This is a genomic window from Bradyrhizobium sp. ORS 111 (genome assembly GCF_045571485.1).
Lineage (GTDB): Bacteria > Pseudomonadota > Alphaproteobacteria > Rhizobiales > Xanthobacteraceae > Bradyrhizobium.
The window spans coordinates 6,780,574-6,797,832 of record NZ_CP120701.1; the positions used below are offsets into that span (position 1 = coordinate 6,780,574).

The window sequence follows — 17,259 nt, forward strand, 5'->3', positions numbered from 1 at the left end:
GTTCCCCAAAGACACTAGCGAAGCTTGCTTGCGTCAGCTCTGACGGGCCGCCTTTTCGGCTCGCCGGACGATTTCCGCTCTATCCGGTCTCCGGCCTTGACGCCTGGGCGAAGAAGAAGATCGGACCGCTGGTCAGATCGACGTCTGAAGTTCGCCGCGTCGCCTAACCCCGTCCTCAAACGAAAGCCCGGCTGCACGATCCACATCTTGGCGGATCAGATCGCGCGCACCGGGCTCTCTTGGAGTCTTCAACTTGAAAAGCTGTATCAAACGACACCCCAAATCTCAACCCGTTTCCGACCTTCCGCTGTTCGCCTGGCGGGTCGTTGTCCGGCGCCCGGCTACGCCAGCCGGAAGCTTCGTTGCGCGCCGATATCGGGTGCATCCGGCATTTGCGGACCTCGTGGCGAATTTGGCCGGGATCGGTGCTGGAGTCGAGCGATGAGCAAGCTGACCATCCGAAAGCCGAGCGGCGTTCAACAGACCTTCAACGGCCGGGAAGCTTGGGCTCTCCGCCAGCTCGTCAACGCCGGGGCGCATGGCTTGACCACGTTGGAGCATCCGGCACCGCGCTGGTCTCATTACATCTACAAACTTCGGCGAGCCGGCTTGAGCATCTCCACCGACTACGAGGGACACAAAGGCGAGTTTCCGGGGACTCACGGACGCTACCGCCTTGAGACGCCGCTGGAAGTCGTATCTGCGGAGGCCGCGCAGCAATGACGTTCCAGTCCCGATCCCCCCTCACACCGGCTGAACTCGCCAAGCGGGCTCAAGTTCTGAACGCAAGCCGGGAGCCGATCCTAGCGAAGGCCGACGCTCGCCAGTATGGCGAACGCGCGGCCGGCATCATCCGCGACTGCAAACGAGATGTCGCCTTGGCACCCGCCGATGGAAAGCTCGTGGCTTTCGAAGCTGCGGCAGCCACGCTGGCTGCGGCAGTGGCCGATCGATGGTTGCCGAAGGCCATCATCGCTGATCGTCTGCAAGAAGTCGCGGACGCCCACAGCTCGTTCGGCAAGTCTCCCGAGGAAATCCAGAGGATCATCTCAGATGCTGTGGCCAAGATCGAGGTTCCGCCGATCGAGCTATCGCCAAAGACCGCGCCGAAGCGACGGCTGATCGCGCATCGAGCCAGCGACTTGGAGCCGGAAAAGCTCGTATGGGTGTGGCCCGGCCGCATCCCTGAAGGCAAGCTTGTGCTGCTCGGTGGGCCGCCCGGTCTGGGCAAGAGCCAGTTGACGGCCTTCATGTCAGCTACGGTCTCGAATGGCGGCCACTGGCCGTGCGGCGAGGGCTCGACTCTCCCGGGCGATGTCATCTTCATGTCGGCGGAGGACGGCGTGCAGGACACCATCATCCCGCGCCTCATGGCGGCGGGAGCAGACCGTGAGCGCGTTCACATCGTCTCGGCCGCGACCAAGCCGGACGGGACCGGTCGGAAGACGTTCAGCTTGAAGACGGACGTGGACCTCCTGGAGGAGATGGCGAGGAAAATCGGCACGGTCAGGCTCATCATCGTTGACCCCATTTCGGCGTACATGGGCGGCAGTGACGGCAACGGGAACGTGGAGACCCGGGAAGTCCTGGAACCGTTGGCCGACATGGCGAACCGTCTCCGGATCGCTGTGGTCGCCGTGACGCACCTAAATAAGGGCGGAGGCGCCGGCAATCAGAGCGCGTTGAACCGGTTCGCTGGTTCAATCGCGTTCGTCGCCGCGGCTCGCGCAGCATTCGCAGTGATCGAGGATCCCGAGGACGACGAGCGTCGGTTCCTGCTTCAGGCCAAGAATAACCTCGGCAAGAAGTGCAAGGGGCTGGCCTTCCGGCTCGAGCAGCGCTTGGTCGGCGACGACGTGATGTCATCGAACGTCATGTTCGAGGGCGACCACGTCAGCGAGTCGATCGATGAGGCGCTGTCCGCCTCCGAGAGCCGCGGGACCAGGAAGGGGCAATCGGGAGGCGGAAAGGAAGATGTCATGCAGTTCCTGAGAGACATCCTCTCGGCCGGCCCCGTGGACGTTTTGGAGGTCGAGCGCCAAGCCCGATCGGCGGCATTGCTTGAGGACGATAAGCGGCTGAGCAAGAGCAAGGCCTTCCGCGATGCCCGAACCGAGCTGGGTATCAAGTCCACCAGGGATGGCTTCGGTCCCGGCTCCCGGTACGTGTTGGAGTTGCCAGACGCACCATGGGCGCCCAAAAACCCCATGGGCGCCCCCTCCCAAACAAGGGCGCCTATGGACGATTTGGGCGCCCATGGAGAGGTCGGAGGTTCGCAATGACGGGCCTCCGAACGCGCTTGAATGATCGGAGAGCTCACTGGCTCTTTCGGTTCGAATGCGACGGCCAGACCTACACCGGCGGTATCGGCCGGTTCGAGGATGGCCGAATCGCTGAGGTCTTCATCAATGGCACCAAGGTCGGTACGGCGGCCGAGACCAACGCTCAGGACGCGGCAATCGTCGCGTCCTTGGCACTGCAGCATGGCTGTCCGGTCGAGACGCTTCGCCACGCCTTGGCGCGTTCAGGGAGGTGCTGCCGGTCCGCTCGCCACTTTGCTGAATGAGGTTGAGAGGATCTGAGTATCAACGGATAACGGAAAGGCGAGTCAGAGAGGCGGCTTGTTAGTACGTCCAAATCACCCTATCCTTAGATTCGACATTGCGTCGGCGACCATCAATCGTTGGCGGCGCGCACAATATCGAGCGTCGTCAACACCGCTCGATATGGCCCCATCAAACAGGCCCGTTCGGCACGTCACAGCCGGTCATTCCAAAATCGTCAACTTGCTGCGCATCGGTTTGCGCGCGGCTGAATGAGGTAAACATGACCGACCTTTTGTCGGTTGTGCGGAATGAGGGAATTTCCACACAACCGTGTTCGTTCGAACAAGCCAACCAGCGGCTGGATCACTCCTTCAAAGCTAGGTTGCAGGTGCGCTGTCAGCTGGCTTTACCGTCAGCAGTCGAGAAAGCAGCCTCTTGCCAATTGATGACGGCGAGCGAGTACGTCCGCCGCAGTGTCATCATGCGTCTCAAGGCCGATGGGGTTGATCTGTCGGAACTTCTGGGGGCTGCGTAATGGCTCGCCAAGCGAACGGGTCCTACCAGCAACCAGCAAACACGGCTGCCGTATCGGGCCAAACGATCAGTTCGACCGCCTACAATACGCTGATCACGGATATCGGGACCGAGCTCACGAACAGTCTGGACCGCGGCGGTCGATCGGCGATGACGGCAAACCTGCCGATGGGAGGTAACCGGGCAACTGGCGCCGCTGATCCCGTCAATGCTCAAGATTTTGCAACGAAGAACTATACGGATACTGCGGTTGCATCATTCTTCTCGACCGGCGACGGCAAGATCACACTAAAGAACGTTGCTGATCCTGGCTGGGTGATGAGCAACGACGGTACGATTGGAAGTCTTGCCTCGGGCGCGTCCACTAGAGCCAACGCCGACACACAGGCGCTATTCACGCTGCTATTCAACAACATCAGCGATACTTATGCGCCGATCTTTACGAGCGGCGGAGGCGCAACCACTCGGGCGGCTCAGACTAATGCATCGTCCGCGTGGGCGGCAAACTGCCGAATGTCCTTAACTAAGGTACTCGGGCGTGCCCTCGCTTCAGCCGGTTCGAGTGGTGGACCAGCCGGCACTTGGAGCCTTGGTCAGAACTACGGTGAAGAAGTCCATACCCTATCGACAACTGAAATGCCGGCTCATCGACATAGTGTCTTTATCTCTGATCCTGGTCACACCCATACCAGTAACGCGCCGGCCACCGCCTTTAATTTTTTTCAGAGTGGGGGTGTTCCAGCGGTGAACGGCGGTGCTTCAGCGGTCATCAATGGTGCGACGACCGGCATCTCGATCACCAGCGGTGATGGCTTTTCGAATGTTACCCTATCTGCAGGTGGCGGCGCCGCTCACAACATCATGCAACCCACGTCGTTCTGGAACGTGATGGTGAAACTATGATCCTCTCGATTTCCGAGGTTGGAGAAATTGAGTTCGTTCGGCCTCTCCATGGCGAAGCCTACCTGATCATTCCTGTGGACCTTGAAGATGGAGATCACATCGACGTCAAATTGAGCATTGATGTCTGCAAGAGAGTTCAAAGCTACCTTACCGCCATGGGGAGGCATATCGCGGTGATAGGCTCCTCCAAGCCGCTAGGGGAGCCGCTCCAGTGACTGGAGGCGACGCTGAAAATTCAACGGGAAAGCAGCGAGGAAGGCCGTTCCAGCGTGGTCGGTCGGGCAACCCGGCTGGTAAGCCCAAAGGAACTCGGAATGCCACTACCGTCGCTCTTGAGGCATTGCTGGACGGTGAGGCCGAAGAGCTGACGCGCAAGGCCATTGAGCTCGCGAAGGGAGGCGATATGGCTGCGCTTCGCCTATGCATGGAACGGATTGTTCCGCCACGACGCGACCGACCCGTGACCTTCGAGATGCCAGCAATCACGCAGCCAGCGGAAGCGGCGGCAGCGATGGCATCCATTCTTGTCGGAGTATCGGCCGGACAGATCACGCCGGGCGAAGCTAGTGAGGTAGCCAAGCTGGTAGAGGCATTCGTCAAAGCCGTTGAGATTGCGGATTTGGCAGCACGCATCGATCGTCTCGAGAGGATGACGAGTCAATGAGCCTGAAGCGCCGAGTGACGGCCCTTGAAACTCGGCATGCGTCCCCGATGCAAATCCTGTTTCGCAACCTGTATGAGGAACGGTCCGGAAAGGTCGCTTCCATAACCGAGTTCATCTGGTCGCCAATCGAGAAGGCGGGTAGGACATGAAGCTCGCGGCGAGATTGGCAAGGCTGGAAGATGCGACGCGCAGAGGCAAGCGCGGTTTGTTCGTGGTTTCGGGACATTCCAATGCCGAGCACCAACAGAAGATTGATGCTTTGGTTGCCTCGGGTCGGGCAGATCCCGATGGCCTCTTTGTCTGCCTCATGAAGTTTGGGTACGAAAATGAAGCTGCTTAGCCGGCTGGAACGGCTGGAGGGCGAGTTGCGGCCTCGCCAAGAGCCAATCATGATATTCGCATTGACGAAAGACTTGCTGGCAGAAGAAATCCGACGCATGGAGACCGCGCAGCCAGGTCGGCCATTAATTGGAATTTGTTGGCTATCGGCGAGCGACTGAGGATACGTAAGGAAAGGCCTCTGCTGCCTCGGCTGGCCGGCCAGCACGGCATTGATCCAGCACCGCGCGGGCTTTCTGGTTTTCAACGCTCTGCGTGTGCGACGGCATGCAAAGCCGAGCTAAGTGCTGTCTCGAATAGCGGTTCGTATTGCTGCGCGTTGATGTTCGAGATGTGCGCCGTGTCCCGGAAGTTCGCCTGACCGGAGCGCACGAGGTAGCAGGTACTGTCGTCACAGACTTCGTGATGCGGATCGAGTGCTATCAGCCGGGGATTGCCTTGGTTGGGGCCCAGCACGGTCCGCCCTATCTCTTGCCGAAGGTCACGCATCGTCAAAGCCGGGTCGGCCGGGACCTTCCATTCCTCGATCGCGTGTCCGGCCCGGATCTGGTTGTCGATCCACGTCTGCGGCACGTCGAATCCGATGTTGAGCAGTGGCATGACCAGCACCACGGTTTTGCCGCTGGACAGCAGCGTATCGACCAGCGGGCCGATTTCGGCTGCACTACTCCAGTTGCCGGCGAGAATGACGATGCTGGGTTCGGGGTGCTCGATTAGATAGCGCAGGGTATCGACGTTGAATTGCCGGCAGGGCTGGCTATCGGCGGAGTTGCGGTCGGGGTCGTCAGCGAAGGGCCGGCAGGCGCTCTGCGTCGCAATCAGGCCGGTCAGGTGGAGCGCGGCCGCGGCCGTTGAGGCCGGCTCGAGGTACTGGTTGGCGAAAGAATCGCCCCACAGCATCACGGATGCATGCTCGGCGTCCGTGCCCGCGCCGAATGTGCAATAGTTGCCACTCGCCGACTTCACCGAGTTCGCGTTGCGGAAGCATTCATCCCGCGGCGTGTCGGTCTTGCGGGCCATTTCGGCGGGTAGGAGATAGGTTGGTAGCCGGCCGGGATAGCCTGTCGTGATGAGCGATCCGGCGGTGAATGCGACAAAGGCCGCGGTCGCAGCACCTGCGCTGATCAGAAGCCGCCGCGGCGTCCAGACGTCGCGCCTTAGCCTGAACGGCTGTTCCACGAGATAGTAGGATGCCGCGCCGGTCGCGATCGAGGCTACGACCATCACCCCTTTCGCGGTGGAGCCGACGTCATAGCCGCGCGCGATGAGCCAGCCGCCGGCCAGCACCCAGATCGGCCAGTGCCAAAGGTAGATCGAATAGGACCAATCGCCGATGCGCTGCACGACGGCCGACTGAAGAAGCCTCGAGGTCTGTGCGTTGCCTGCGACAACGAGGGCCGCGCCAGAGATCGGCAGGATGGTCCAGGCGCCCGGCCAACGTGTTTCCGGTAGGGGATAGGCGACGCAGAATGCGGTCAGAATCCAGCCAGCGGCGGCTGCCAAACCTGATCCGGAGGCGGCGCGGCCGTTCTCACGCCGCCACATCTCGGTGGCTGCGATGATCGCGCCGGCGAGCGGCTCCCAGGCGCGGGCGCGAAGCGAGAAGAAGGCGGCCCCCATCGCATCGTGCTGATTTTGCCAAAGACACCATGCCAGCGATACAACCGCGACCGCGCCTAGAACGGCAAGCGTCGCGGCAACGGCGTTCGATCTTGCCGACTTCGACCACACGAACCGGACCGCAAGCGGCATCCAGATGTAAAACTGCCACTCGACCGCGAGCGACCAGGTGTGCAGCAGCGGCTTGGTCTGCGCGGCCATCGCGAAATAGCCGTTGTCGTTGTCGAAGGCGAAATTCGACAGGAAAAAGAGCGTGTAGCAGGCCTGGCGGATGTGCCGGAAGTATTCGCTGGGCAGGGTCAGGAACCAGCCGGCCGCGGTGGCTGCCACGACAACCACAAGAAGAGCGGGGTAAATCCGCCGCAGGCGCATCATGACGAAGTCGCCGAAAGAGAAGCGGTCCGCCATCAGACCGGTGATCACCTTCTGGGTCATCAGGTAGCCGGTGATGACGAAGAACGCGTCCACGCCGACGAAGCCGCCGGCAAAGCCCGGTATCTTCAGGTGGTAGCCGAGAACGGCGATGACCGAGAGGGCGCGCAGGGCATTGATATCCCCGCGAAACCCGGAGCGCGTTCCGCCCTGCATTCTAATTTCCAGCCCAGAAACAATCAAAAACGGTCGGAAACTGACGCAACCCGGGGCTGAAATCAACCGCAAGATGTCTCTGCGTCAGGTTGACCACAGCGGACTGAATCCGACGTTCCCAAACTCGCCAAGCCGAGTCTCGCGGCCATGCTGCCTATTTTGCTATACTCCCGGCATGGAGCCGGGATTTAGTCCGAAATGGACCAAGGACGATTCGCATCTGTTTTTGCAGATGGCTGTCGGGTTTACCGGCTTCGGGGCGGTAATAGGCTTCCTGAGCGATGAAGGCTTGGTGTGGGGCGCCATCGGCGGGTTTGCTTTAGCGGCGCTGATTGCAGTCATGACTTGGGTCTATATCGCTTGGCATTGGCTGCGCTCATGAACGAGTTCGTCCTGAATGGGCTCGTAAAGCGTCGCGCGCAGTTGGCTGGCGATTACTGAGAGAGTTTCGCGTCAAACTGATGCAAAGCGCACGTCCGGTTGACGGATAAGGATTAGCGGTGCGTGCCATACCGGTCACCTGTCGTCGAGTTACGATAGGTGCCGCCGCGATGCGATGAGCCGAAGCCGCCTGAATAATATCCGCCGTGGCTACTGGTGTGATGTCCGCCACCATAGTTCCTCTTCTAAAGGTGCAACACCCTTCCTTTGAGACAGGGATTAGACTTTGTCCTGTTACGGATTTGCGCCTAGTCATCATCGCCCTGAATAGACAGCCCGTTGCCAAAAGGGTTGGTTGGGCTGTTCGGTGAATACGGATTGCCGGCGCCATATGCATTGTTGATGCTGTCCGGAGAGTACGGGCTGCCGTATCGGCCATAAGGGTTCGACACGGAATCCGGGTCGTAGGGATTGCTGCTTAGGCGCCCTCGATAATTTCCGTCGGAATCATATAGCTTCGGAGCATTCGTTGCGTAGGGGTTGTTCGCCGATTCATTGCTGTATGGACTGCCATATCGCCCATACGGGTTGTTGATGCTGTTTGGATCGTACGGGCTGCCAGCACCGTAAGAGTTAGAAGTCGAGTTCGGTGCGTATCGATTGGCTGAAAGATTCCCTTGAGCCAGCGCAGTGCTGGCCCATGCAAGGCAAACCCCCAGAAGGATTGCGCGCTTCATCAATCAGTTCCCCTACTAAAAGATTCAAATTGTCTGCTCGACATGGGCGATCAGCTCGGAAATCCAAACGCTACTCTCACGCCCCGGCCGGCCCTTGTGAAATGTCGATCACATGTCGTTCGGTGCCCACCGTGATTACGATGGTGTAGGTCTTTGGTCCGCCGCCTTGGTCAGTTGGGGGCGCCAAGTGCAGTTGGCCACCGTACCACTCGCCAGGCATCAGCGTGTTGTCCTTGATGACTGCCTGCTCGAGAACGGCCATGTTGCGCTGGCCGGTCTCAACAGTTGCCGCGATCATTGCCTCGTTTTGGATGGAAGCATTGTTCTGCGCGATGGCTGCTGCAGTAGGGCTGTAGAAGGTCCCGGTCCGGCCACTGGGAGTCGTATAATGGCCGTAGCCGGCCTGGGATGCACCGTAAGCGTTTGCGCCAGCGGCAAGTCCGGTGAGGAGCGCCGCCGCAACTTGCCGATTCTTCTCCTCCTGAACCAGCATCTCGTAGGTGACGACTTTCATCTCGAAGTCCGACCCGGCAACGTGCTGAATCGCCTCGACCTGGGCAACGCGGAAGTCCACGGGTTGCCGACCAAGATTGTTGATGCCCACCACGAAGACGGGTCTACCGTTCGCCTGCAATTGCCGAGCCGCCGGACGCACCAGCACCAACGAACCTTTCTGTCGTGAGACAAGAGCGGGTTGTCCGTCTCGCATCATCGCCTGTTGTTGAGGGCCCGACGCTTTGAAGGAGACAGTCTCGCCAGTTGAGACGCAGCCACTCACCGCGGCGCACAACGCCGCAACGCTCAAAATACGCATAAAGTATACTCCCCGTACCCAAGAGCATCCAACCGCAACCGGCGCGAGAGATCAAGGATAAAGCCGCCGTTACGGGTGTGCATTGGCATCGTCGGAGCAATCGGCGGGGCGGCCACCAGCCCGGATGCAGATCCGGTACAACCACGGCTCAATGTAGCTGCCGGCCCATAACCCGCGCCCGGCGCGCTCTGCCTCGCGCTGAACCGCGCTGTACCTACGTTTCGAATACTGTGGCCAATCGAGTGCGAGGCCGCCGCGGACCAGCCATTCGCTGAGATCGATACCGCCCACGGTGCAGGTCGCGACCATCCGCCCGTAGCGATCCAGGCTGATCGGCGAGCAATCCACCGGCCTGCGCGCGATAAACCCATCAAGATCATTGGCCGCTTTGGCGCCGCAGCGGTATTGCAGGCTGTCATCGCCCCGGCAGAGTTGGGTGCTTTCCGGCGCGTCGATGCCCCACAGCCGAATCCGAGTGCCGTGAATCTCGAGCGTATCGCCGTCGACAACACTGGCTTGACCCACAAGGTTGTCCGCAAATGCTCGATTGAAGGCCCATCCAATGCAGACGGTCGCAACAAGGGTTGCGATGTAGAAAATCCGATTGATCTGATTTTTCAAACCGACTTTTTGTCCTTTGGAATCGGGCATAACTACAATTCTTGGCGGTAAATAAATGCCCTTTTTAAAGGGGTGGCAAAGTTGGTGGGAATTACCGCCAGAGACGGGTGCTGAAAACCCTCTTTTGCGGCTCGCAAGTCGGACGGTTGGGGCCCCAAATTGGGTGGGGGTACTTCCGAATAAAAATCAGCGCTTCCGCTTCTTCATCCTCACGCCGGCACCACCGCCGTTCTCTGGGATGAACTCAACGCCGGCCCTTTCGAGGGCTCTCACGATAGCGTCGATCGTTTCGTTGGCGACCTTGATGGGGCCGCCAGCTTCGGCACGTTTCAACGTGGGTACAGACACGCCCGCCGCTTCCGCGACCTCGGATTGGGACAGGCCTGTCAAAGCTCGCGCAGCTCTCAATTGAAAAAAATCCACCAAACCTCTTGATCCTTTTAGATCATCGTGTATGATCCTTTTGTATCAATAGCGGACCTCAAAGGCAACCCAGATGACGAACGACACCTTACCGGTGAGTGGCGGAGCTATGCCTTCTTGCATCCTCACCATCAATCACTTGATCGTTGAAGAAACCGGTGACGTGAATATTGCCGTTCTCAAAGGTCTCGCCCATCGCCGAGCCATGGCTGATTACGGCGCAATTACTCCTCGGTCGCTGCGTTCCGCCATCCGCGAATATGCCGGCATGATCCCCCAGCTCCAGACCGCCTGGCGCGAACGCCACGGCCTGCCGGTCGATTACGTGATGGTCACCGCATTCGGTCCTGCGCGTGACGGCGTGCGGCGCTCGGCGTTCTGAGGCACAGGGAAATCCGCGGCTCAGAAAGCCGGTCGGGCCAACGAGCTGCGAATATCCCTCAATTGGAGAGTACAATGCTCACACCATCCACATCCCCGCTGATCAAGGTTGCCGCCCGCCATTTGCTCCGGGGTGATGTCACCGGCTCCGGTGAAACAGTCCTCTCAGTAAGCGTCGGCGCCCGCACACCTCGCGGCAAGGTCGAGGTTGCCTTGCAGAAGGGTGACCGTAAACGGGCAGCTCTTTGGGGCGCCAGCACGACGATCGGCGTACGGCGCGCTCCGGTGCAGTCGCTCGTATCGCCAGATGATCGCCTGCCAACTTTCGCGGAAGTAACCAGTTTCGATCCAGTCAGCGCATGGGCTCGTCTCTCTCCAGCCCAGCAAACGCTCATTGGCGAACTGGCTGTTCGGCTCGCCGTCGTCGCCAATCGGCTCAACTACCAGCACGACGACTTCGCGACCAACGAACGCCTTGAGATCGAACGCCTGGAGAGCGACGTGCTGACCTCATTCTACGACAGCACCGAGCCGCTCTGGGCTGATCTGTACGGCTGGAGGTCAAATTAGCCGTGTCGGCCACTCTCGCCCATCTGCTGGCCGTCTCCGATCTACTCACCGCGGCTGAGAGCGCGGTGAGCACCAGCACCCTGCCCTTGCGCCAGTATCAAGCCTTGGTGCTCGCAATCGAAAGCGTCAAACGGACCTTCAACAACGGCAGCGCGGACGCTGCTGCTCGGTTGGTCAGATCGAAAGGAGGTGACTTAAACTCTAGCCCAATCGCCTGAGAGTACCCCGGACGAGTGCGGAACATTTCCGTCCGGCCTGACCCCAAACCCTTCCAGCATAGAGACGCGACACATGAGCAACGCGAGCAACATCGCGCGGCAACGGACAACTTCGTGCCGTTCACCCGCCAGCATGCCCACGAAAGCTGAATACATGCATGGCACGCCACGGGCGGAGGTCGGCAATGGCTGACACAGACATCGTAGACCGGTCAGAGAATCCTACTGGTTTAGCCGTCCAACAGCGGGAGCGGAAAACGGCGCTCGAGCGCCTTGCCAAGCTTCGGAACGAGGCACGGGCCGAGATCGATCGGCTTATCGCCTTTCTCGATGCCAGCGACGAGTACGTGATGACCGAGCGCGAGCTGGACGACTACGAGCGCGAGGACTGCTTCGAGGACGACGAGCCCGATCTGGGCAGCCTTGACCGGGCTTCTCAGACCCATTGGGCTGCCGGCGGAACCGATGACCTCGAGGAGGATAACGACAGCGGGATCGGCGACATGGACGGCCTGCTAGAGCAGGTCGGCACTCAGGACTGGCAGCAGGGAGCCATGGCATGAGACAGATCAGCATCACAAGCACGATCCCGCCGCTCCCTGGCTGCAGCCTCTGGCATGGCACCGCCAGGACAAAACGACGTTGCTACGAGTGGTTCTACGAACCGGGCAAGCGGCCCCGAGTAAGAGCTGAGCAGCCTGACATGCGCGGATGTTGGGTGAACCTGCGCTCAGTGCCGACGACGTTCAGAGTTGCAATTCAATCGGCGATAGCTGACACGCAGCAGGGAGCAATGGCATGAGCAACCTTCCTCCGCGCTCCGTCGCCTTGTTCCGGATTGCATCGACCGCCCCGCTGAGTAGTCGGCTGCAGTGGATTGCGGGCAATGCGGGGGTTGTCATCCCGTCTTAATGGCATCGATCCGGATTCAGGAATCGGCTTTCCCGCGCGCAATTCAGCGCATGATGGAGCGATCTAATGCCAAAGTCGCACTGCAACTACGGTCACGCGATGACGTCGGAGAACACAGTCATCGTACAACCCAACCAGAGTAAGTATCCATGGCGTCAATGCCGCTCATGCATGGAACTCACAACCGCCGAGGTTGCGGAGATTGAGCATAAGATACGCGATGGAGCGGCCCTGCGCAGCCTCGGGCTAAGCTTCGCAAAGAGCTTAGGGCTCGATATCTATCGCGAACAAAATCCGAAATGGTCCGCGATGATAGAGGCGCTTTCTGCCATCAACGCAAAGGCAGCTAAAATCGCGTCGATCAGGCAGCGGACTTCGGCTAGAACGCACTGCGGGCGCGGCCATGAACTTACACCGACCAATCTCGACGTAGAGATGTTCAATGCCACATCGTGGTGGAATCCTCGGGCCTGTCTGACATGCCGCACGATCCTTGATCGAGATCCCCGCTACCGTGCGGAGGAAGTTAAGCCAGTCTACCAGCGTCGCGAGGTCAAGCACGTCGAGATTGGCCACATACATCGGACGCATTGCAAACAGGGGCACCCACTTACACCCGACAATATCGTGATTTCAGTAGGATCGACGGGCCACAAACACCATCAATGCAAGATCTGCTGTGATCTGACTGAGGAGGACGCAGCCAGCCTTATGAGACAGGCTCGCGAGGGTGTCGCCCTTAAACGGATGGTGACGGCGCCTGGCAAAGACCGCAATTCACTTAAGCGGTACCGGGAAAACAACCCGGAATGGGACGCGACTTTTACTCCGCTGATCCAGGCCAACTCGTTGGCGATCCGCATCGCGGGGACGAAGCGATTGAAGCAGGCAATAACGCATTGCCTGCGCGGCCATCCACTATCAGGAGAGAACATCTACTATATGAAAAACGGTGCGAGGCAGTGCAGAGCCTGCATGGCATATCGCTCGCAAAAGCCGGCGTCAAAAACCCAAGTTGAGCGTGCGAAGCGCGCGCTGCTCACCGGCCTCGGCGTGATGGACATCATCAAGCGCGGCAATGGCAAGGAGCGCATTATGTCACCGGAACAGTGGAAACTTCTGCGCACCACTGACGCGGCGTTCAACAGGTTCGTACTTGAAAAAACCCAGAATCCACGCAGCGTCGTCGTGATGCAGAACCGGCTTGGAATTGCGCCGATCGCTGGCATCATTCGGGCAGTACCGAAAGAGAACGTCAATACCGATAAGACGATACCGCTCTATGAGCCGCGGCCGGGCGACTACGAATGGCTTTACAGTCTCACACCGCGCAACATGCTGAAGTCAGATCGAGATGAAGTAGTGAGCAACATCTATATGGAGCTGGCAGAGCGACGCCTACGCCGCGAAGACGTCCCCTCCCGAGTGCGGGCAATGACCCAACAGCACCACAAGCTATTCCCACAGAGGGAGGCAGGAAGCTTCAATGCGCCGCTGTCGCTCGACGCACCGGTCTATCTCGATGGCACGACCTTGCGCGGTGAGACGGTTTCGGAGAGCTTGTGGGAACGCATATAGGGGGTTCACAAGCCCATCGTACCAAGCGGCTTGCGCCGCTTGGTACTCATAAGTCAGGATCACGATGGACCGGTTTGATTGGGCATATTTGATTGGGAGTATCGTGCTCGTCACAGTTGGCGTCGGAATGGGCGTGCGACGGACAATGAAGCGCAACGACGAAATAAGAGAAGCGTTCGAAAAACGGACCTCACGCATTGCGCCGCCTCGCCAAGCTTACGATGCAAATCGCGATCTGGAATTGGCGATCGATGAGGTCGGCCGCGAAAGGGTGTTTGCCCGAGCCCGCGAACAGGGCTGGACCGACAATGCAGCTCCCGCATCGGTTAAGTGGGATATCGTGAACGAGTTGCGAACCGAAGCCTTGCCGCGATCGTAAGCCAGAGGTGCAAATGGCTAAGCCGAAAGAAGCTAGAGACCGAGACCGCAAATTCCAAGTAGCGCTACTGGCTGTCCAGGAATTGGTAACGATTTCCATGGAGCTTGGGCCCAAGGATCTGGAAGAGGCCGCCCACACCGCTCATGATGCTCTACTCGAATATGAAATGAAGCGTCGAGAGATCACCTGACCAGCTGCAGGTCGTGCAGGTGCCTGCTGCAATTAATTGCAAAACCTAAGCAGGGACCGGCGTCATTCCGCCGTTCCCATTGTGCTCGGATCGATCTTTTCTGATAGCACCTGCAAAAACGGCCCCCTCCTTGCGAGGAGTCGCATAGACCTTCGCGATGGTCGCTTCCATGATTTCGCTGGCGTCCGGATACCGAAGGAAGCTCGCCGCTAATCCAGAGCTCACGGCGACGGCGAATGTTTCGGCCAACTCAGGATTCATCACGCGGAGCTGTGCGAGATCCTTTTGGTAGCCTTTTGCCTCGGGGTCATTCGATCGCTTTACGTCGACCTGGCTCAGAACGTCCAAGAACTTATCTTCATCCGAGATAACCCGGCTGTAGATCAGCAGCCTCTCCTTTGTCTTAGTTGGAGCCTCTGGATCCTCGACAAATTTTCTGAGCGCAGCGGAATGTTGCTTCAACAAATCATTCGCAACGTTGAGCTGTATTCGTCGATGCCGAAGCTGAGTGCACTTGACGCTTACATGCACAGAGAGAGCGCAAAGCAACGCGGCCAACGCAACTAACGGTCCAACATCCATATCAAAAAAATGGCTCATGTAACGTCGCCTTTCTTGCTCTGAGCCGAACCTAGATGTTTGATCTTGGCGCGCTCAATCTTGAAAAGCTCACTGTCCCTGTACTTCTGCAATTCAAGCTCGGTTCTAGAAATTTCGACCTCGGCCATTCGTTCCGCATGTCGCTCAGCTCCCCACCGGCGTAGAATATATAGCGCGAAGACCACAACTCCAAAAGTGGTAGCCAGGTAGGGGTCAATTCCAAAAGAGGTAGCGGTTAAGGCCCCTATGAAGATCACAAACGCAAGCAGCCCATCCGGCCCATGAGGCCCGAGATATTTGACAATGGTGTCGTACAACTGAGATGGGAATATTTGCACAGAACTGCTTACCGCCTAAAAACGCAGCAATAGCAGTTCCATCTGAGTCTACAAGGTAGAATTGTAAGAAAGTATTAACTCGCCTTAGACCAATTGCACCTCTTCCTCCGCCCCACCGTCATGGCCGGCGACAAGCTCGAGAACCCGGTTGACCAATGGTTGGCTGATCCTGGACCAGACGGGCAAAGTCCTAGCGGCTTCCAGTCCGGCACCTTTGCCGCGATCATGCGACATGAGTTCGAAATCTCGGGAGTACATGTTCGGCGCCACTGTCCGGCATCTGGCTGAACGGGCGAAGGAAGCCCGGCTGACGGCCGACACTGCGGCCTGCCAAGCCTGGAACGCCCGCATGCTCGCCTTCCAGGGTCCGGCCCAGCCATCCCCGCCCCTCGGCGATGCGGGCAACGCCGGCTTTCGCTATCTCGAGGTGAAGTGCCTTTGGCTGCGAGGCCGACCAGGCGGTCGACCACGGCTGGCTCTGAAAGCATGAGGGTGCACGTATTACAAATTCACCGATGCCGGCAGAGGTATGCTTGCCTGTCCTGCGACATTTTCGCTTGAGTAATGAACCTTCCCACGGTTGCGCAGACGTAAGTTCGCCAGGATTTTGCATTCCCTCCTGGGGCTAGCGCCGCGCCGCCCGCACGTATTTTAAGTGGGCGGCGTTGTGCTGATTGCCGTGCCGCCACATGGCAATCCACGCCAAATGGTTCTATTGCTTCGTATCATCGGCCAAGGCACTTGTCCCGTGGGCGTCGAGGGCTGAGAGACTGAGCGCACTTCCGTCGCGGCGAACTACATTCCGTTAGGAGAGTCCGATGCCTGTTAGCTATGGCTTCTCCGCAACGTCCGCCAAAGACTGACAGCTGCGTGGTTCTCCTGCGCGTGAACGGCTTCGTTCGCAAGCTATTCGAGCCATCGACTGAGAGCCTCCGGGCCTGCCTGTCAGAAGAAACTGAAGCGAGCCGGCGATTACCAGAATTGAGTTTCCGTGTTCAGTGCCTCATGGGCTCGAAATATTGCCCCTTCAGCGAGGGCAGATCGGGGTCGTTTGTGTGGTGAAGCGTGATTTTATCCGGTAACAGGAAGAAACGGCTGTAAACTTGGTTTTTGTCGTTGATGATTTCCAGACGTGCACCCGAGATCCTCCATCGGTACTCGTTGCCATTTCGCCCTTCGCTAATCTCTCCGTTCACACCAAATCTAACGACTTTAGATTTGTTGGTCAGTGGATTGTAAACAAACCGATATCGGTTAGACCGAATGGCCGCCGCGATTGCAGCCTCAGTGTCTCGCATGATGCGGTCGTTTGTCGCCCTGAATCGTTCGTCCGGTGGAAACGTGGCTTTTGTTGCCATGCGATCTGCCGCCGACATCACTGGCGCGGTTGCCGCTGGTTCGGGAGCTGCAGCGATAGTGGTGGTGCTTGCAATGTTGGCTCTCGAGGCTGCAGCAATGGCCTCGTCCTTCATTTTGATCAGATCATCACGGTGTTGGACGCGCTCGGTAAGAGCATCGATGCGTCCTTGATATCGTAGTCTACTCAGGAAATATCCTAGCAGCGTGAACACAAGGGCCGTCGCAACAGAGGCAAAGGGATTCGCAATCCAATCGCGAACACTTTCCTTCACAAGGTCGACGAGCCACCCTGAACCCATCTTTCGTGCTTACCCGGCGCTTACCCGGCTTTGGACCGAAAATCGATAAAACTCATAAGTATTTGATTTTATTGGCGCTCCCTAGGGGAATCGAACCCCTGTTTCAGCCTTGAGAGGGCCGCGTCCTAACCGCTAGACGAAGGGAGCGTTGAGACGGAAGGCAATAGCCTTGAAATCCGGCCGCCGCAAGATGGCTTGTGCGCTGCGGCGGGGATTTTGTCACCCATGCTTACCATGCGGGCCGGGTTTCGGCGCAAAAGGGGGC

Annotated in this window: 22 protein-coding genes and 1 tRNA gene; 15 read left to right on the forward strand and 8 right to left on the reverse strand. The window is 58.8% G+C overall.

Annotation, left to right across the window (positions count from 1 at the left end):
• Positions 1-441: 441 nt before the first annotated feature.
• The 7 genes from P6U30_RS31155 (at position 442) to P6U30_RS31185 (ending at position 4,987) form a co-directional block, all read left to right on the forward strand.
• Entirely contained in the window at positions 442-723 is a 282-nt protein-coding gene (locus P6U30_RS31155) for a hypothetical protein (protein ID WP_407166591.1), read from the forward strand.
• Positions 720-2,282 carry an AAA family ATPase gene (locus P6U30_RS31160; RefSeq protein ID WP_407166592.1) on the forward strand — a complete coding sequence of 521 codons (1,563 nt, stop codon included), beginning with the start codon at positions 720-722 and terminating at the stop codon, positions 2,280-2,282. The genes P6U30_RS31155 and P6U30_RS31160 overlap by 4 nt, the downstream gene beginning before the upstream one ends.
• 544 nt (positions 2,283-2,826) lie before the next feature.
• Positions 2,827-3,081, forward strand: coding sequence for a hypothetical protein (locus P6U30_RS31165; protein WP_407166593.1), 255 nt, complete (start codon positions 2,827-2,829; stop codon positions 3,079-3,081).
• Positions 3,081-3,983: a hypothetical protein gene (locus P6U30_RS31170; RefSeq protein ID WP_407166594.1), complete on the forward strand. Its 903-nt coding sequence runs from the start codon at positions 3,081-3,083 to the stop codon at positions 3,981-3,983. The genes P6U30_RS31165 and P6U30_RS31170 overlap by 1 nt, the downstream gene beginning before the upstream one ends.
• Positions 3,980-4,198 (forward strand): hypothetical protein, encoded by a 219-nt coding sequence (locus P6U30_RS31175; protein WP_407166595.1) that lies wholly within the window; start codon positions 3,980-3,982, stop codon positions 4,196-4,198. Before P6U30_RS31170 ends, P6U30_RS31175 begins: the two co-directional genes overlap by 4 nt.
• On the forward strand, positions 4,195-4,647 hold the full coding sequence (locus P6U30_RS31180; protein WP_407166596.1) for a DUF5681 domain-containing protein: 453 nt from the start codon (positions 4,195-4,197) through the stop codon (positions 4,645-4,647). Before P6U30_RS31175 ends, P6U30_RS31180 begins: the two co-directional genes overlap by 4 nt.
• Positions 4,648-4,792: 145 nt before the next feature.
• Positions 4,793-4,987 (forward strand): hypothetical protein, encoded by a 195-nt coding sequence (locus tag P6U30_RS31185; protein WP_407166597.1) that lies wholly within the window; start codon positions 4,793-4,795, stop codon positions 4,985-4,987.
• 242 nt (positions 4,988-5,229) lie between these two features.
• Here the strand turns inward: P6U30_RS31185 and P6U30_RS31190 are convergent, their stop codons facing one another.
• Positions 5,230-7,266: an acyltransferase family protein gene (locus P6U30_RS31190; RefSeq protein WP_407166598.1), complete on the reverse strand. Its 2,037-nt coding sequence runs from the start codon at positions 7,264-7,266 to the stop codon at positions 5,230-5,232.
• Between the two features lie 103 nt (positions 7,267-7,369).
• Between P6U30_RS31190 and P6U30_RS31195 the strand changes: the two genes are divergently transcribed.
• Complete coding sequence (locus tag P6U30_RS31195) at positions 7,370-7,576, forward strand: hypothetical protein (RefSeq protein ID WP_407166599.1); 207 nt, start codon at positions 7,370-7,372, stop codon at positions 7,574-7,576.
• A gap of 307 nt (positions 7,577-7,883) precedes the next feature.
• Here P6U30_RS31195 and P6U30_RS31200 read toward each other — a convergent pair whose 3' ends face one another.
• From P6U30_RS31200 to P6U30_RS31215, 4 genes are all read right to left on the reverse strand, one after another.
• Positions 7,884-8,312 carry a hypothetical protein gene (locus tag P6U30_RS31200; protein WP_407166600.1) on the reverse strand — a complete coding sequence of 143 codons (429 nt, stop codon included), beginning with the start codon at positions 8,310-8,312 and terminating at the stop codon, positions 7,884-7,886.
• A 76-nt stretch (positions 8,313-8,388) separates the two neighbouring features.
• Positions 8,389-9,126: a hypothetical protein gene (locus tag P6U30_RS31205; RefSeq protein ID WP_407166601.1), complete on the reverse strand. Its 738-nt coding sequence runs from the start codon at positions 9,124-9,126 to the stop codon at positions 8,389-8,391.
• 69 nt (positions 9,127-9,195) lie between these two features.
• Positions 9,196-9,777, reverse strand: coding sequence for a thermonuclease family protein (locus tag P6U30_RS31210; RefSeq protein ID WP_407166602.1), 582 nt, complete (start codon positions 9,775-9,777; stop codon positions 9,196-9,198).
• Positions 9,778-9,933: 156 nt separating this feature from the next.
• The gene (locus P6U30_RS31215) at positions 9,934-10,173 is read right to left on the reverse strand and encodes a helix-turn-helix domain-containing protein (RefSeq protein WP_407166603.1); all 240 of its coding nucleotides are present in this window, start codon (positions 10,171-10,173) and stop codon (positions 9,934-9,936) included.
• Positions 10,174-10,243: 70 nt separating this feature from the next.
• Here P6U30_RS31215 and P6U30_RS31220 point away from each other — a divergent pair, with 70 nt between their 5' ends.
• The 6 genes from P6U30_RS31220 (at position 10,244) to P6U30_RS31245 (ending at position 14,398) form a co-directional block, all read left to right on the forward strand.
• Positions 10,244-10,552 (forward strand): hypothetical protein, encoded by a 309-nt coding sequence (locus P6U30_RS31220; RefSeq protein ID WP_407166604.1) that lies wholly within the window; start codon positions 10,244-10,246, stop codon positions 10,550-10,552.
• Between the two features lie 74 nt (positions 10,553-10,626).
• Positions 10,627-11,121 (forward strand): hypothetical protein, encoded by a 495-nt coding sequence (locus tag P6U30_RS31225; RefSeq protein ID WP_407166605.1) that lies wholly within the window; start codon positions 10,627-10,629, stop codon positions 11,119-11,121.
• Between the two features lie 403 nt (positions 11,122-11,524).
• Complete coding sequence (locus P6U30_RS31230; protein WP_407166606.1) at positions 11,525-11,902, forward strand: hypothetical protein; 378 nt, start codon at positions 11,525-11,527, stop codon at positions 11,900-11,902.
• Positions 11,903-12,317: 415 nt separating this feature from the next.
• Positions 12,318-13,829, forward strand: coding sequence for a hypothetical protein (locus P6U30_RS31235; RefSeq protein WP_407166607.1), 1,512 nt, complete (start codon positions 12,318-12,320; stop codon positions 13,827-13,829).
• Between the two features lie 64 nt (positions 13,830-13,893).
• Positions 13,894-14,208 (forward strand): hypothetical protein, encoded by a 315-nt coding sequence (locus tag P6U30_RS31240; protein WP_407166608.1) that lies wholly within the window; start codon positions 13,894-13,896, stop codon positions 14,206-14,208.
• A gap of 13 nt (positions 14,209-14,221) precedes the next feature.
• Complete coding sequence (locus P6U30_RS31245; protein ID WP_407166609.1) at positions 14,222-14,398, forward strand: hypothetical protein; 177 nt, start codon at positions 14,222-14,224, stop codon at positions 14,396-14,398.
• A 45-nt stretch (positions 14,399-14,443) separates the two neighbouring features.
• On the opposite strand, the gene P6U30_RS31250 is transcribed toward P6U30_RS31245, so the two are convergent.
• On the reverse strand, positions 14,444-14,998 hold the full coding sequence (locus tag P6U30_RS31250) for a hypothetical protein (protein ID WP_407166610.1): 555 nt from the start codon (positions 14,996-14,998) through the stop codon (positions 14,444-14,446).
• Positions 14,999-15,568: 570 nt separating this feature from the next.
• Here P6U30_RS31250 and P6U30_RS31255 point away from each other — a divergent pair.
• Positions 15,569-15,826 (forward strand): hypothetical protein, encoded by a 258-nt coding sequence (locus P6U30_RS31255; RefSeq protein ID WP_407166611.1) that lies wholly within the window; start codon positions 15,569-15,571, stop codon positions 15,824-15,826.
• Between the two features lie 505 nt (positions 15,827-16,331).
• On the opposite strand, the gene P6U30_RS31260 is transcribed toward P6U30_RS31255, so the two are convergent.
• Both P6U30_RS31260 and P6U30_RS31265 read right to left on the reverse strand, forming a co-directional pair.
• The gene (locus P6U30_RS31260; protein ID WP_407166612.1) at positions 16,332-16,994 is read right to left on the reverse strand and encodes a hypothetical protein; all 663 of its coding nucleotides are present in this window, start codon (positions 16,992-16,994) and stop codon (positions 16,332-16,334) included.
• Between the two features lie 72 nt (positions 16,995-17,066).
• Positions 17,067-17,141: transfer RNA gene (locus tag P6U30_RS31265), tRNA-Glu, on the reverse strand.
• Positions 17,142-17,259 lie beyond the last annotated feature (118 nt).